This is a genomic window from Billgrantia hypersalina (assembly GCF_052584175.1).
In genome coordinates this window covers 31,273-45,750 of the sequence record NZ_JBMIQI010000003.1, presented here as the reverse complement: position 1 = coordinate 45,750, position 14,478 = coordinate 31,273, and the positions used below count along the sequence as shown (strand labels likewise).

At 65.7% G+C, this 14,478-nt stretch carries 14 protein-coding genes; 10 read left to right on the top strand and 4 right to left on the bottom strand.

Annotated features, from left to right (window positions below; all coding sequences use genetic code 11):
* Positions 1–72: 72 nt before the first annotated feature.
* Genes ACOJCM_RS01160 through ACOJCM_RS01145 form a run of 4 tightly spaced genes read right to left on the bottom strand, consistent with a single transcriptional unit; the run spans position 73 to position 3,765 of the window.
* On the bottom strand, positions 73–1,137 hold the full coding sequence (locus tag ACOJCM_RS01160; RefSeq protein ID WP_445210223.1) for an ABC transporter substrate-binding protein: 1,065 nt from the start codon (positions 1,135–1,137) through the stop codon (positions 73–75).
* The gene (locus tag ACOJCM_RS01155) at positions 1,134–2,507 is read right to left on the bottom strand and encodes a sensor histidine kinase (protein WP_445210222.1); all 1,374 of its coding nucleotides are present in this window, start codon (positions 2,505–2,507) and stop codon (positions 1,134–1,136) included. Before ACOJCM_RS01155 ends, ACOJCM_RS01160 begins: the two co-directional genes overlap by 4 nt.
* Positions 2,504–3,166, bottom strand: a complete 663-nt coding sequence (locus tag ACOJCM_RS01150; RefSeq protein WP_445210221.1) for a response regulator transcription factor — start codon at positions 3,164–3,166, stop codon at positions 2,504–2,506. The genes ACOJCM_RS01155 and ACOJCM_RS01150 overlap by 4 nt, the downstream gene beginning before the upstream one ends.
* Positions 3,163–3,765 carry a helix-turn-helix domain-containing protein gene (locus tag ACOJCM_RS01145; RefSeq protein WP_445210220.1) on the bottom strand — a complete coding sequence of 201 codons (603 nt, stop codon included), beginning with the start codon at positions 3,763–3,765 and terminating at the stop codon, positions 3,163–3,165. The genes ACOJCM_RS01150 and ACOJCM_RS01145 overlap by 4 nt, the downstream gene beginning before the upstream one ends.
* Before the next feature lie 189 nt (positions 3,766–3,954).
* Between ACOJCM_RS01145 and ACOJCM_RS01140 the strand changes: the two genes are divergently transcribed.
* The 10 genes from ACOJCM_RS01140 to ACOJCM_RS01095 all read left to right on the top strand — a co-directional run bounded on the left by ACOJCM_RS01140 (position 3,955) and on the right by ACOJCM_RS01095 (position 14,474).
* Positions 3,955–4,941 carry a Bug family tripartite tricarboxylate transporter substrate binding protein gene (locus ACOJCM_RS01140; protein ID WP_445210219.1) on the top strand — a complete coding sequence of 329 codons (987 nt, stop codon included), beginning with the start codon at positions 3,955–3,957 and terminating at the stop codon, positions 4,939–4,941.
* Positions 4,941–5,393 (top strand): tripartite tricarboxylate transporter TctB family protein, encoded by a 453-nt coding sequence (locus ACOJCM_RS01135; protein WP_445210218.1) that lies wholly within the window; start codon positions 4,941–4,943, stop codon positions 5,391–5,393. Before ACOJCM_RS01140 ends, ACOJCM_RS01135 begins: the two co-directional genes overlap by 1 nt.
* Positions 5,393–6,925: a tripartite tricarboxylate transporter permease gene (locus tag ACOJCM_RS01130; protein ID WP_445210217.1), complete on the top strand. Its 1,533-nt coding sequence runs from the start codon at positions 5,393–5,395 to the stop codon at positions 6,923–6,925. Before ACOJCM_RS01135 ends, ACOJCM_RS01130 begins: the two co-directional genes overlap by 1 nt.
* A 337-nt stretch (positions 6,926–7,262) precedes the next feature.
* On the top strand, positions 7,263–8,588 hold the full coding sequence (gene urtA, locus ACOJCM_RS01125) for an urea ABC transporter substrate-binding protein (protein WP_445210420.1): 1,326 nt from the start codon (positions 7,263–7,265) through the stop codon (positions 8,586–8,588).
* Between the two features lie 141 nt (positions 8,589–8,729).
* Positions 8,730–10,346 (top strand): urea ABC transporter permease subunit UrtB, encoded by a 1,617-nt coding sequence (gene urtB / locus ACOJCM_RS01120; RefSeq protein ID WP_445210419.1) that lies wholly within the window; start codon positions 8,730–8,732, stop codon positions 10,344–10,346.
* Between the two features lie 2 nt (positions 10,347–10,348).
* Positions 10,349–11,488 (top strand): urea ABC transporter permease subunit UrtC, encoded by a 1,140-nt coding sequence (urtC, locus tag ACOJCM_RS01115; RefSeq protein ID WP_445210216.1) that lies wholly within the window; start codon positions 10,349–10,351, stop codon positions 11,486–11,488.
* Positions 11,485–12,324 carry an urea ABC transporter ATP-binding protein UrtD gene (gene urtD, locus ACOJCM_RS01110; protein WP_445210215.1) on the top strand — a complete coding sequence of 280 codons (840 nt, stop codon included), beginning with the start codon at positions 11,485–11,487 and terminating at the stop codon, positions 12,322–12,324. The genes urtC and urtD overlap by 4 nt, the downstream gene beginning before the upstream one ends.
* Entirely contained in the window at positions 12,324–13,022 is a 699-nt protein-coding gene (gene urtE, locus ACOJCM_RS01105) for an urea ABC transporter ATP-binding subunit UrtE (protein WP_445210214.1), read from the top strand. The genes urtD and urtE overlap by 1 nt, the downstream gene beginning before the upstream one ends.
* 238 nt (positions 13,023–13,260) lie before the next feature.
* Positions 13,261–14,154, top strand: coding sequence for an urease accessory protein UreD (locus ACOJCM_RS01100; protein WP_445210213.1), 894 nt, complete (start codon positions 13,261–13,263; stop codon positions 14,152–14,154).
* Between the two features lie 17 nt (positions 14,155–14,171).
* Positions 14,172–14,474: an urease subunit gamma gene (locus tag ACOJCM_RS01095; protein WP_445210212.1), complete on the top strand. Its 303-nt coding sequence runs from the start codon at positions 14,172–14,174 to the stop codon at positions 14,472–14,474.
* Positions 14,475–14,478: the final 4 nt, after the last annotated feature.

Sequence of the window (14,478 nt, the reverse complement as noted above, 5' to 3'; positions counted from 1 at the left end):
AGGAACCGGTACCGCCATCGATTCGCCTCGTTCCCGCTTCGACGGGAGCGAGGCGTTTTCGTTGGCGGGTGCCTAACGCAGTGCCGGCACCTCGCGCTGGAACTCGCGGCGCCAGCGCGCCAGCAGCGCATCGCGCTTGAGCCGGTCAAGCGTGGCGAGCAGGCCGGGACCGAGCGAGATCGGGCGCAGGGCGTCGCCCACCTCGCCGCGCAGGGCGTCGGCGGTGCCCGGGCCGGAGAGGGCCGGGTGCATCGCGCCCAGGGAAGTGCGCTCGGCGAGTATCCGCTGGCCTTCCTCGCTGAGCAGGAAATTTAGAAACAGCGAACCAGCCTCGGGATGGGGGGCGTGCCGGGCAACGAAAGCGAGGCGATGGGTGACCAGGGCGTAATCCTCGGGCACTACTACCGTGAGATCGGGGTGTTCCTGTACTTCATCACGGGCATAGCTGCCCAGCAGATTGTAGCCCAGCAGGTAGCGTCCCTCCTCGAGGCCCTGGAGCATTTCGCCGGTGGTGTCGGCCAGTGCCGTACGGGCCTTGCCCATGGCACTGACCAGATCCCAATACCGCGGGGAGAGCCGCGACTCTTCGATGGCATAGGTATAACCCGCGCCGCTGCGCACCGGGTCGTAGGTCACGATGCGTCCTGCCAGCGCGTCGGTGTGCTCGTCGAGCAGCGCCAGCAGGTCGCCGTGGGAGCGCACCTCGCCGAAACGGTCGGTCAGGTCGCGGTGCACCACCATCACGATCGGCTCGAAAGTGAAGGCGAACAGTTCGCCACGCCACTGGGCCCATTCGGGCCACTGCCGTACCGCCTCGCCGTCGAGCGGCTGGGCATGCCCCTCATTGGCGAGGTGGTACTGCCAGGGCATGGCGGAGGAGAGCACCACATCGGCGGCATCGGGCGCATCGAGGAACCGCTGGTGAAGGGCCAGTGTGGTCAGGTTGCGGTAGGTCAACTCGATACGCGGATAGCGGCGGTGGAACGCCTCCAGCAGCGGTTGCGCCTGGGGCAGGTCCAGCGCAGCGTGGATCACCAGCGGCGTGGCCGGTTCGGTATCGGCGGGGTAGTGAAGCGTCTCTTCCGCCGCGGTGGCGAGGCTCCATAGCAGCAGCGGCAAGGCCAGCCAGCGAATCATGACGTTGCCTCCCTGAAGTCCAGGCGCACGACGAGCCCTTGACCGTCGGGACCTGCCGACAACGCCAGTCGCGCGCCGTGGGCGCGGGCGATACTGTCGACGATGGCCAGGCCCAGGCCGGAGCCTTCGCTGCCCTCCTCGCCGCGATGAAAGGGCCGCAGCACCAGCAGGCGGCGCCCTTCGGGGATGCCGGGGCCATCGTCCTCGATCTCTAGCCTCGCCGGCTGCAGGCGGGTCCGGAGCGTGACGCGGTGTGCACCGTAGCGGCAGGCGTTATCGATCAGGTTGCCCAGCGCTTCCTGCAGTTGCCAGTCGATGCCTGGGACAATGACCGGCGCCTCGGCGCATTCGACGCCCAGATCGATGCCACGGCGATGGCAGCCGGCCCAGTGGTCGCGTACCGCCTGGCGGACGATGTCGTTGAGGTCCAGCGGCGTCAGTTCGGGGCGGTATTCGGGGTTGTCGAGCCGGGTCAGGGAAAGCAGCTGCATGGCGAGCCGCGCGGTGCGGGCGCTGGTGGCCTGCATGGCCTGCAGTGCCTCGCGCCAGCGCTCGGGGTCGTCGTGGCGAAGCGCCAGTTCGGCGCGGGCCGAGAGGCCCGCCAGCGGCGTGCGCAATTGGTGCGAAGCGTCGCCGATGAAGCGCTCCTGGTTGGCCCGCACTCGGCGCATGCGCGCCAGCAGCTCATTGAGGGTTTCGCGCAGTTCGGCCAGCTCACGTGGCAGGGACAGGTCGAGCGGCTCCAGGGTGCGGGGGTCCCGAGCGCGTATGGCGCGCCTCAGGCGGGTCAGCGGTCCCAGTGCAGAGCGGATCGCTACCAGCAGGACCACGACGGCCAGCAGCGCCATGGCCAAGATATAGGCGAGATTGGCACGCAGCAACTCCGCCATGAGCGCGTCACGGCCCTCGCGGCTGTGGGCAACGCGAATCTCGAAGCGCTCGCGAAGGCGCCAGTCTTCCAGGCGCGAGCGGCGCACGCCCTGACGCAGGGTCATGCCTTGCCATTCAACGTTGCGGTAGAGCAGGGTGTCGCCGCTGTCGCTGTCACCGCGCTCGTCCCCGGGCAGTTCGGCGTTGCCGGTCACGAAACGTCCGTCGCGATCCACGAGGCTGTAGAAGACGCGCTCCTCGGCATCGGTGGCAAGCATCTCCAGGGCAGCCGGGGGCAGGTCGAGCCAGAGGCGATCGTCCTGCCACTGCACCTGCTCGGCAATCGCCAGGCTGGCCGCCTCGAGCAGCCGGTCGAAGGCGCGGTCGGCGGTCTGGCGTGCATCCAGCCAGGCCTGGAATACCATCAGGCCGCCCAGCGCCAGCAGCGGGATCAATAACCAGGCCAGTAGGCGCCGATAGAGGCTGTCGCCACGCTTCACGTCGATTCCAGCAAGTAGCCCAGACCGCGAACCGTGCGCAGGGCGACGTCGCTGTCGTCGAGGCGCTTGCGCAGCCGATGGACGTAGACCTCGATGGCGTTGTCTCCCATGGGTTCGCCCTGGAAGGCCTCCTCAGCGAGACATGCCTTGTCGACGGGTTCGCCGGCGTGTCGCATCAGGCAGCCCAGCAGACGCTGCTCACGGGGCGGCAAGGCCAGGGGCTGGCCGGCTAGCGTGAAGCGCTGTGCAAGCCCATCAAAGCGCAGCGAACCGACACGCAGCTCCTGGCCGCGGCCCCGACGGCGCAGGAGGGCGCGAACGCGGGCTTCGAGTTCTTCAAGCGAGAAGGGCTTGGCCAGGTAGTCGTCGGCACCGAGATCGAGGCCGTGTACGCGGTCCTCCACCGCCCCGCGAGCGGTGAGGATCAGCACCGGGGTATCGCGATCATGGCGACGCAGCGTCTCCAGTACCTCGAGACCGCTGGCGCCGGGCAGGTTGAGGTCGAGGAGGATCAACGCCTGGCCGTGGTCCGCCGAAGCGAGCCGCTCGCGGGCGAGGTCGCCGTCGGCCAAGTGCGTGACAGCGTAGCCCTCGATGGCCAGGGCGTCCTGGAGTGTCTCGGCGAGCAGTCGGTCATCCTCCACCAGCAGCAGGTTCATGTCTCCACCTCCTCGGCGCGGGAGGTCTCGAGCTCGGCCAGGATCGCCTTCAGCTCGGCCTCGCAGCGATGGTCGAGCCGTCCGGCTGGCCCCGAAAGGGAGAGCCAGCGCCGGGGTTCACCCGCTACGCGGGGAAGCCGCAGGGCGACCATCAAGCCGCCGGGCAGGGGCGGCCGCGGGTCGTCGTCCTCGGCCAATGGCCATTGACTGCCGGGGCGCAGGTCATGACGCAACGGCGAGGCGGGCAGGGCGGCCAGCCGGCATTCGACCTGGCGCTCGTGGCTTTCCAGCAGGGCCGCCGTCTCGCCGGTGCGTTCGGCCAGCCGGTCCAGCAGCGGCTGGATGCGCCGCGTCAGCTGGCGATCGAGAGGATGGCGACGTGCCAGGCGCAGCGGGGCGTGGCCCAGCTGCCAATGCCCGTGGCCGTTGCGCTGGACGTAGTCGAAGCGGGCCAGCGAGCCGAGCAGGCGAAGCAGGGTGCTCTTGTAGTAGCCGGTGGCGTCGGCGAGTTCGGCGAGGGAGAAGCTCTCCTGGTCGGTATCGAACGCTTCCAGCACGGTCAGCGCGCGCTCGACGGCTTCCACTCGGTCCTGGGCCATGACGGATACTCCCTGCCTGGCGCATTGGACTTTGGTCGCAATTGCGCCTCATGCCATTGACGCTGCCTCTCGGCACGCCTAGCTTTCTACCCTGAAGAATGACGTTCTACCTTACAGAATTGTAAGGTAGCCAACGAAGCACTGCAAGTCGCTTTTTACCCAACACGCCAATCCGGAGGGACAATAACAATGTCCACCAAAACGCCGCTCAAACTCATCGCCGTCGCCGCTTTCACCCTGGGCGCCAGCAGCGCCTTCGCCTTCGAGCCGCAGGGTAAGGTGGAGTGTCTCGCCCCGGCCGATCCCGGTGGCGGCTGGGACTTCACCTGCCGCAGTGTAGGGAACGTGATGGAGGAGCTGGACCTGGTACCTCGCAGTGTGCAGACCGTCAACATGGCGGGTGCCGGCGGTGGCGTTGCCTTCGCCCATACCGTGTCCAAGCGCGCCGGTGACGAACAGCTGCTGGTGGCCGCTTCCACCGCCACCACGACCCGCCTGGCCCAGGGCCAGTTCCCGGGCATGACGGCCGATATGGTCAACTGGATCGGGGCGCTGGGCGCTGACTACGGCGTCATTGCCGTGGCCGCCGATTCCGAGTACGACGACCTGACCGAACTGATGGAGGCCATCCAGGAAGATCCGCGCAGCGTCAAGTTTGCCGGCGGTAGCGCCAAGGGCGGCTGGGACCACCTCAAGGTGCTGATCGCGGCGGACGCTGCCGGCGTCGATGAGCTGCCGCGCATTCCTTATCTCTCGTACAACAACGGCGGCGAGGCCATGACCCAGGTCGTGGGTGGGCACGTGGACGCCTTTACCGGTGACATCAGCGAGGCGCAGGGCTTCATGGAGTCCGGCGACCTGCGCGTGCTGGCAGTGCTGTCCGACGAGCGCCTGCCGGGTGAGTTCAGCGAGATCCCCACCGCCATGGAGCAAGGTATCGACGCGGTGGGTCCCAACTGGCGCGGCTTCTACATGCCGGCGGATATTTCCGATGAGGCCAAGCAGTATTGGGTCGACGCCATGGATACCATCTACGAGAGCCAGGAGTGGCAGGACATCATGGCAAGTAACGGCCTGATGCCGTTCCACATGAGCGCCGGTGAGTTCGAGTCGTTCGTCAAGGAGCAGATCGAAGACATCGAGACGCTCTCCAAGGATATCGGGCTGATCCAGTAATGACATTCAACGACCGCATCTTCGGTGTGCTGCTGCTCGTCCTGGCCGTCGCGTACGGCTGGGGCGCCAGCCAGTTTCCCGAACCGTTCGGTGGGTCCGAGGCGATCGGACCCGAAACCTTTCCCCACTTGCTTGCCGTCGTGTTGGGGCTATCGAGCCTCTATCTGATCGTGCGACCCGACCCGGACAATGCCTGGCCCTGGAGCCGTACCGGCATCGAGCTGGTCATTGCCGTGGTCGTGCTGGTGCTCTACGCCATGTTCCTGCAGCCGCTGGGCTTCATCGTCAGCACCACGCTGGCCGTCGGCACCCTGTGCTGGCGCATGGGGGCGAGACCGCTCAATGCCTACCTGGTCGGGGCGGTATCGGGCGTGGTGGTCTTCCTGCTGTTCAATTTTGCCCTTGACCTGTCCTTGCCGTTGGGGCTGCTCTCGTTCCTGGAGGTGAGCTGATGGAAACCCTCGGCTTTCTGATCGATGGCTTCGGGGTGGCACTCGCGCCTCATAACTTGATGTTCGCCCTGATGGGGGCCTTCCTCGGCACCTTGATCGGCGCGCTGCCCGGCCTCGGGCCGGCGAACGGCGTGGCCATCCTGATTCCGCTGGCCTTTTCCCTGGGGCTCGCCCCGGAGACGGCGCTGATCATGCTCACGGCGGTCTACGCCGGGGCCATGTACGGCGGACGGATCTCGTCCATCCTGCTCAATATCCCCGGCGACGAGCCGGCGATGATGACCTGCCTCGACGGCTATCCCATGGCCCAGAAGGGCAAGGCCGCCGAGGCGCTGGCGATCTCCGCCATCGCCTCCTTCATCGGCAGCCTGATCGCTACCGTGGGCCTGATTCTGCTGGCCCCGGTGCTGGCAAAATTCGCCCTGACCTTCGGGCCAGCCGAGTACTTCGCACTGTTCCTGCTCGCCTTTGCCACCTTGGGTGGCATCACCGGCAAGAACCCGATGAAGACCGTGGTGGCGGCCTGCCTGGGGCTGATGGTGTCGACCGTGGGCATCGACTCCACCGGTGTGCAGCGCTACACCTTCGGCACCATGGAACTCTACGAGGGGCTCGACTTCATCATTGCCATCGTCGGCCTGTTCGCGATTTCGGAGCTGCTCTTCTTCATCGAGGAGCGTGCCGGCGGCGGCAAGGAGAAGATGTTCGTCAACAAGCTCAAGCTGAGCTGGGCCGACATACGGGGCATCCTGCCGTCGAGCGTGCGTGGCGGTATCCTCGGTTTCATCGCCGGCGTGCTGCCGGGGGCCGGGGCGTCGCTTGGCAGTTTCATCGGCTACACCCTCGAGAAGAAGGTGGTGGGCAAGAAGGGCTTCTTCGGGCAGGGCGACCCGCGCGGCGTGGCCGGCCCCGAGGCGGGCAACAATGGCGCCTCGAGCGGTGCCCTGGTGCCCATGCTGACACTCGGCGTACCGGGCAGCGGCACCACGGCGGTGCTGCTGGCGCTGCTGATCTCGCTCAACATCACCCCCGGCCCGCTGATGTTCACTCAGAACGCGGACATCGTGTGGGGCGTGATCGCCGCGCTGCTGATCGGCAACTTCCTGCTGTTGCTGCTCAACATCCCGCTGGTGGGGATCTTCGTCAAGCTGCTCTCGGTACCGCCGATGTACTTGCTGCCGAGCGTGACGATGATCGCTTTCGTCGGCATCTACTCGATCAGCAACACCACCTTCGATCTCTACTTCATGGTGGCCTTCGGCGTCGCCGGCTATGTGCTGCGCAAGCTGGAGATCCCATTGGTCCCGATCATCCTGGGCTTGTTGCTGGGGCCGGAGATGGAGAAGAACCTGCGTCATGCCATGGACATCTCCGATGGCGACTGGACCATCCTGTGGCACAGCGGCCTGGCCGTCGGGCTTTGGGTGTTCGCGATCCTGGGGTTGGTCCTGCCTTATATTGTCGGGCCCATCCTGCGCCGCCGGATGAGAGTGGCGCAGGAGGCGACAGCCGGCAGTCCGGAAAGCGACTGAAGCAGGATTCCTGTCGAACAGCGGGGGCGTCGAGCGATCGACGCCCCCGTTGCGTTGTGGCCTCGTCAAACCGGTGCATGCCATGCACCAAGCTCTCGTTGGCGGGTGCGTCGGGCACGCTGGCCTGCACCCGACTGGTGCGTCAGGCACATGAGTCGTCGCTTCTTGCTAAAGGCAACCCCTGGTCTATCAAGTAATTTTTACCGCTTGGCGCATCATGGCGTGGACCTTGCTAAGTCTGGTGGCATCGCGCATCGCTGCCAAGCAGCACCTGCCATCACAACGAGTCCCTCCCCCAGGAGGGCGCAAGGAGATTCATGTGAAAGCTTCCCGCATCATGCCTTTCCCGCTTCGTCCCGCGGCCACCGCGTTGGTGTCGGCGCTCGCCTTCGGTGCCGCTGGCCAGGCGCTGGCCCAGGAGGAGCCCATCAAGGTGGGTATCCTTCACTCGCTGTCCGGCACCATGGCGATCAGCGAATCGACATTGAAGGACACTGTCGAAATGCTGATCGAGCAGCAGAACGCGCAGGGCGGCCTGCTCGGTCGTCAGCTTGAGGCGGTGGTGGTCGACCCGGCCTCCAACTGGCCGTTGTTTGCCGAGCGCGCCCGCGAACTGCTCGAGCAGCATGAGGTGGACGTCGTATTCGGCAACTGGACTTCGGTATCGCGGAAGGCGGTGTTGCCGGTGTTCGAGGAGCTCAACGGCCTGCTTTTCTACCCGGTGCAGTACGAGGGCGAGGAGTCGTCCGAGAACGTCTTCTACACCGGTGCGGCACCCAACCAGCAGGCGATCCCGGCGGTCGAGTACCTGATCAACGAAGTGGGTGTGGAGCGCTTCGCGCTGCTCGGCACCGATTACGTTTACCCGCGCACCACCAATCGCATCCTCGAAGCCTTCCTCAAGGAGGAGCACGGCATTGCCGACGAGGACATCATGATCAACTACACGCCGTTCGGTCACTCCGACTGGCAGAACATCGTCTCCGAGGTGCGCCGATTTGGCAGCGAGGGCAAGAAGACGGCGGTGGTCTCGACCATCAACGGCGATGCCAACGTGCCGTTCTACCGCGAGTTGGCCAACCAGGGCATCGACGCGGCGGATATCCCGGTCATTGCCTTCTCGGTGGGCGAGCAGGAACTCTCCGGCATCGACACCGACCCGCTGGTGGGTCACCTGGCGGCATGGAACTACTTCATGAGCGTGGACAGCGATGCCAACTACGACTTCATCGATGCCTGGATCGACTATGCCGGCGACGAGGAGGCGGTGACCAACGACCCCATGGAAGCTCACTACATCGGCTTCAACATGTGGGCCGAGGCGGTGCGCAAGGCGGGTACCACCGACGTCGACGCGGTCAAGGACGCCATCATCGGCGTGACCGTGCCCAATCTCTCCGGGGGCTATGCGGCGATGATGCCCAACCACCACATCACCAAGCCGGTGCTGATCGGGGAAGTGCAGGACAACGGTCAGTTCGACATCGTTTGGCAGACGCCCTCCACCGTGGCCGGTGATGCCTGGTCCGACTACCTGCCCGGCTCCCGCGACCTGATAGCCGATTGGCGCAAGCCCATGGAGTGCGGCAACTTCAACGTGGCCAACGGTCGCTGCGGTGGCAGCACGGCCGCCGAAGAGGCCGAAGCGGCACTGGCCGAGTAAGCCCGCATCCCCCGCTGCAAAGCAGCGGGGGAGCACGCCTGGTTAACGATTCCGAGGAACGCTCCGATGAGATACCCCCCCATGCCCGGGCCAACGGCGGCCGGGGCGAGGGCCGGCAGCGGCGATCGCGCGCCCGTGACGATGGGCCCGTGGCTGCGGGTTCTCGCGCTGGCACTGACGCTTGCGCTCGGCCTGACCCTTGCCACGTCCGCCAAAGCGCAGGCCGCGCCGGATGCGAGCGATGCCGTGGCCATCGAACTGCTGGAGGCACTTGATGTGTCGTCCTTTCCGGCCAAGGGCGAAGGCATCGAGGCCATCGTTCGCAGCGACGATCCCCGTGCCCGCGACTGGCTGCAGGCGCTGCTCGACGGCCGCCTCCAGCGCACCGAGGACGGTCGCTTCGTGGTGGTGCTCGACAACACCGGACGCGAATGGCCGGTAGAGGACGCCCTGACCGGCGAGGCGCTTGGCGAGATGTCGCGTCGCGAGCTGGATCGCATCGGCATCAACAATGCGCTGCGCAACCAGTTGCGCAGCGCGATCGCCGTGGTCGATCTCTACGCCGCCGATACCGGCTTGCGCCGCGCTTCCGCAGAGCGACTGCTGGGCGAGGTTGACAGCGACCTGGCCGAACCGCTGGCCGAGGTGATCGAGGACGAGGAGGATGCCGAGGTGCGTGATCGCCTGGTTCAGGCCCTGGCTATCCATCGTCTGGAACAGGGCGAGGTCGAAGCGGTCCAGGATCTTCGCGGTAGTCTGCATCCACGGGTGCGGGTGGCACTCAATCGAGCCGCCAATGGCGATGATCCCGTCGTGGCCGATGCCGCACGCGCCGCCCTGGCCGACATCGAGCAGGTGCTCAAGGTGAATCGCGCGGTCGAGACGCTCTATTTCGGCCTCTCGCTCGGCTCGGTGCTGGTGCTGGCGGCCATCGGGCTGGCCATTACCTTCGGCGTGATGGGCGTGATCAACATGGCCCACGGCGAGCTGATCATGCTCGGTGCCTATACCACCTGGGCGATGCAGAAACTGCTGCCCGGCCAGCCGGGGCTGGCCTTGATCCTGGCGATTCCCGCCGGCTTCCTCGTGGCGGCGCTGGCCGGCATCGCCATCGAGCGAGGCGTCATCCAGTTCCTCAAGGGGCGGCCGCTCGAAACCCTGCTGGCGACCTTCGGTATCAGCCTGATTCTTCAGCAACTGGTGCGTACCGTCATCTCGCCGCTCAACCGCACCGTGGTCACACCGGAGTGGATGAGCGGTTCCATTGCCATCAACGACGCCTTGTCGTTGACGCTCAATCGCTTGTACGTGCTGGGCTTCGCCCTGGTGGTGTTTGCCGCCTTGATGCTGATCATGCGCCGTACCCGGCTGGGCCTGGAGGTGCGGGCGGTGACACAGAACCGGACCATGGCACGCTCGATGGGCATCCGCGCCACGCGAGTCGACATTCTCACCTTCGCCCTGGGTTCCGGCGTGGCGGGGCTGGCCGGCGTGGCGCTCAGCCAGCTCACCAACGTGGGCCCCAACCTGGGCCAGAACTACATCATCGACTCCTTCATGGTGGTGGTGTTCGGCGGCGTGGGCAATCTCTGGGGCACGCTGGTGGCGGGACTGTCGCTGGGCGTTATCAACCAGGTACTGGAACCCTGGGCCGGCGCCGTGATGGCCAAGATCATCGTGCTCGTGTTCATCATCCTGTTCATTCAGAAGCGCCCGCGCGGACTCTTTCCGCAGAAGGGCCGGGCAGCGGAGGGCTGACAATGCAATCGCGATTCTGGCTATTGAGGCCGTTCGGCGAACGCTCGACGCTGATCTTTCTCGGTGTACTGCTGGCGGTGATGACGCTGGTGACGGTGCTGCACGTGGTCGTGCCGGCAGGTCATCCGCTTCATGTCAGTGCTTATACCGTTAACTTGTTCGGCAAATACCTAAGCTACGCGCTGCTGGCGGTGGCGGTGGACCTGGTGTGGGGCTATCTGGGGATCCTCAGCCTGGGTCATGGCGCCTTCTTCGCCCTGGGCGGCTACGCCATGGGCATGTACCTGATGCGCCAGATCGGTGACCGAGGCGTCTATGGCCATCCCGTACTGCCCGACTTCATGGTGTTCCTCAACTGGGACAGCCTGCCCTGGTACTGGCACGGCTTCGACATGGCCGGGTTCGCCTTTCTCATGGTGCTGCTGGTGCCTGGAGCGCTGGCGCTGGTGTTCGGTTTCCTGGCGTTCCGCTCGCGTGTCACCGGCGTCTACCTGTCGATCATCACCCAGGCGCTGACCTTCGCCCTGATGCTGGCCTTCTTTCGCAACGAGATGGGCTTCGGCGGCAACAACGGGTTGACCGATTTCCGCGAGATCCTGGGCTTCAACCTGCGCAGCAGCGACACCCGGCTGGGGCTGTTCCTGGCCACCGGCACGGCGCTGGCGCTGGGCTACCTGCTGTGTCGGGCGATCGTGACGAGCAAGCTGGGCCGGGTCTGCGTGGCCACCCGCGACGCCGAGGCGCGCACGCGTTTCCTCGGCTACCGAGTCGAGCGTTTCCAGCTGTTCGTGTTCGTGGTCTCGGCCATGCTGGCCGGCCTGGCCGGCGCGCTCTACGTGCCACAGGTGGGCATCATAAATCCCAGCGAGTTCTCGCCGCTGTTCTCCATCGAAATCGTGCTGTGGGTGGCGCTGGGCGGCCGCGCCACGCTCTACGGGGCGGTGATCGGGGCGATACTGGTCAACTACGCCAAGACCGTCTTCACTGGCGTGATGCCCGATGCCTGGCTGTTTGCCCTCGGCGGGCTGTTCGTACTGGTCACGGTTTTCCTGCCGCGTGGCGTGGCCGGGTTGCTGGCGTTGAAGCTTGGGCGCCGCCGAGAAGGTGGCGGTTCGTTAACTGGCAGGGAGGTGTCGGCATGAGCTTTCTCGGTTCACTGGCCGATCGCGATCGAGTCTTCGACTTCCTGGTGCCGGTTCCCTCGCCCGTTGACGTACGCCATGGCCCAATTCTCTATCTCGAAGACGTCACGGTCAGCTTCGACGGTTTCAAGGCGATCAATGGTCTCAACCTGACGATCGACGATGGTGAGTTGCGCTGCATCATCGGTCCCAACGGGGCCGGCAAGACCACCATGATGGACATCATTACCGGCAAGACACGACCCGATACCGGCCAGGTATGGTTCGGCAGCCGCCACGATCTGCTGACGAAGAATGAGCCACAGATCGCTGGCCTCGGCATCGGCCGCAAGTTCCAGAAACCCACGGTGTTCGAGGCGTTGACCGTCTTCGAGAACCTCGAGCTCGCCATGGCGGCGGACAAACGCATCCTGCCTACGCTCACTGCACGCATGAGCGGCGAGATTCGTGATCGCATCGATGAGGTACTGGCTACCATTGGCCTGTCGGAACTGCGCGAGCGGCAGGCAGGCATACTTTCGCACGGCCAGAAGCAGTGGCTGGAGATCGGCATGCTGCTGATGCAGCGGCCGCGACTGCTGCTGGTGGACGAACCGGTGGCCGGCATGACCGAGCAGGAGATGGAGCGAACCGCCGAATTGCTCACCGGGCTTGCCGGCAAGCAGTCAGTGGTCGTGGTGGAGCACGACATGGGCTTCGTGCGCTCCATTGCGCGCAAGGTGACGGTGCTGCACCAGGGCAGCGTTCTGGCCGAGGGCAGCATGGACCAGGTGTCGAGCGATCCCCGGGTGGTGGAAGTCTACCTGGGTGCCGAAGCCGAAGAGGGGGTGGCCTGATGCTCGAGATCGACAAGCTCAACCAATTCTATGGCGAGAGCCACACGCTGTGGGACCTCGACCTCAGCGTGCCGGCGGGGCAGTGCACCTGCGTGATGGGCCGTAACGGGGTAGGCAAGACCACGCTGATGAAGGCGATCATGGGCGAGGTGTCGGTGGCTTCCGGCAGCATTCGCTACGCCGACGACGTGGAACTGACCCAGCGTCGGGTGGAGGATCGCTCGCGCCTGGGGATCGGCTACGTACCCCAGGGGCGACAGATATTCCCCCTGCTGACCGTGGAGGAGAACCTGCGTACGGGACTTGCGGCCCGCGGTGATGGCCGGCGCACCATTCCGGCGCGCATCTATGAACTCTTCCCCGTCCTCGAGGAGATGCGGCAGCGCCGCGGCGGCGATCTTTCCGGCGGCCAGCAGCAGCAGCTCGCCATCGGCCGAGCGCTGGTGCTCGAACCGCGCCTGCTGATCCTCGACGAGCCGGGGGAGGGCATCCAGCCCAATGTCGTCACGCTGATCGGCGAGGTGATCCGCAAGTTGATCGCCGAAGATGGGTTGAGCGTGCTGCTGGTGGAGCAGAAGCTGCCTTTCGCCCGCAAGTACGCCGACCGCTTCGCCATCATGGATCGCGGCCGGCCGGTGGCCAAGGGTGAAATCGGCGAGCTGACCGATACGCTGATCAAGGAGCACCTGACGGTGTAGCGCTCGTTGGCGTTGCAGGACTATGCACTGGTGCACCAGTTTGATGTGCTTGGAAGACTCGCTGCACTTCCAAGGTGCGCGGATGGTTCCCGGCTGCACCGAAAGGAAACGGCAGGCCTCTCATGCGGCCTGCCGTATTCCATTTAAGACATTGATGCCTAAGGATCTATCAGGCCATTCCCCTTTATGGTACGGGGCTTGCTGAAAGCTGGTCATATTCGCCAAGCCCGGACTCTTCATGACCGCTTTCGAACCCTCAGCCATTGTCATGCCGCCGACGGATTCCGGCCATCGCTTCGATGCCGGCCGACATTGGGCGGCGTCGCTCGCGCTAGGCTTCGAGGCTCGCCAGGGTGTCACCCGCCTGGCGAGGGCGCGCCATCATGGGCCACTGCGGGTACAGCGGCCGTTCTATCCCGAAGGCCGGGACGGCGCCTGCCACGTCTACCTGTTGCATCCCCCCGGGGGGTTGGTCAGCGGCGATTCGCTGACGATAACGGCCCGGGTCGAGTCCGGCGCCCACGCCTTGTTGACCACGCCGGCGGCCAACAAGCTCTACCGCGCCGACAGCCACGGCGTGGCCTGGATGCAGCGCACCGCACTGTCGGTGGCGCCGGGTGGGCTGCTCGAGTGGTTACCCCAGGAGACCATCGCCTTCGATGGCTCACGGGGCGAGCAGTCTACCGAGATAGCGCTGTCCGGCGACGCGCGCTGCCTGGGTTGGGAAGTGCTGGCCCTGGGACGGCCGGCCAGCCGGCTGCCCTACGCTTCAGGTCGCATCGACCAGCGCTTTCGCCTTAGCCGTGATGGCCAGCCGCTGTGGTGGGAACGACAGCCGCTCGATCCCGCTCACCCGCGCTTCGCGGGCCGCTGGGGGCAGGGCGGAGCCAGCGTGCAGGCCACGCTCTGGGCCGTGGGCCTTGCCGACCAACCCGCCGCCATCGAGCGACTGCGCGACGTCATGACAGCGAGCCCGCGCTGGGCGGTGACGGTACGCCATGGCGTGCTGCTGCTGCGCTACCTGGGGCACGAACGCAACGAGGCCTGGGAAATCTGTCGGCAGGCCTGGGATTGCCTGCGGCCGCTGTTGGCCGGGTTGCCTTCCCATTCTCCCCGTATCTGGTTCACCTGACTTGCCAGGAGACACGCATGGAACTGACCCCGAGAGACAAGGACAAGCTGTTGCTATTCTCTGCCGCCCAGCTGGCCGAGCGGCGCCGGGCCCGAGGACTCAAGCTCAACTACCCCGAAGCGGTGGCTCTGATCAGCTTCGAGATCATGGAGGGCGCACGCGACGGTCGCAGCGTCGCCGAGCTGATGAGCTACGGCCGCGAGATCCTGGGCCGCGACGAGGTCATGGAAGGGGTTCCGGAGATGGTCGACGAGGTACAGGTTGAGGCGACCTTTCCGGACGGAACGAAACTCGTGACGGTGCATTCTCCCATTGTGTAAGGAG

Bases quoted from the DNA above. Each gene is read 5' to 3' on its own strand.
- ACOJCM_RS01160 (WP_445210223.1), bottom strand. From the start codon at position 1,137: ATGATTCGCTGGCTGGCCTTGCCGCTGCTGCTATGGAGCCTCGCCACC.
- ACOJCM_RS01150 (WP_445210221.1), bottom strand. From the start codon at position 3,166: ATGAACCTGCTGCTGGTGGAGGATGACCGACTGCTCGCCGAGACACTC.
- ACOJCM_RS01145 (WP_445210220.1), bottom strand. From the start codon at position 3,765: ATGGCCCAGGACCGAGTGGAAGCCGTCGAGCGCGCGCTGACCGTGCTG.
- ACOJCM_RS01140 (WP_445210219.1), top strand. From the start codon at position 3,955: ATGTCCACCAAAACGCCGCTCAAACTCATCGCCGTCGCCGCTTTCACC.
- ACOJCM_RS01135 (WP_445210218.1), top strand. From the start codon at position 4,941: ATGACATTCAACGACCGCATCTTCGGTGTGCTGCTGCTCGTCCTGGCC.
- ACOJCM_RS01130 (WP_445210217.1), top strand. From the start codon at position 5,393: ATGGAAACCCTCGGCTTTCTGATCGATGGCTTCGGGGTGGCACTCGCG.
- urtA (WP_445210420.1), top strand. From the start codon at position 7,263: ATGCCTTTCCCGCTTCGTCCCGCGGCCACCGCGTTGGTGTCGGCGCTC.
- urtB (WP_445210419.1), top strand. From the start codon at position 8,730: ATGGGCCCGTGGCTGCGGGTTCTCGCGCTGGCACTGACGCTTGCGCTC.
- urtC (WP_445210216.1), top strand. From the start codon at position 10,349: ATGCAATCGCGATTCTGGCTATTGAGGCCGTTCGGCGAACGCTCGACG.
- urtD (WP_445210215.1), top strand. From the start codon at position 11,485: ATGAGCTTTCTCGGTTCACTGGCCGATCGCGATCGAGTCTTCGACTTC.
- urtE (WP_445210214.1), top strand. From the start codon at position 12,324: ATGCTCGAGATCGACAAGCTCAACCAATTCTATGGCGAGAGCCACACG.
- ACOJCM_RS01100 (WP_445210213.1), top strand. From the start codon at position 13,261: ATGACCGCTTTCGAACCCTCAGCCATTGTCATGCCGCCGACGGATTCC.
- ACOJCM_RS01095 (WP_445210212.1), top strand. From the start codon at position 14,172: ATGGAACTGACCCCGAGAGACAAGGACAAGCTGTTGCTATTCTCTGCC.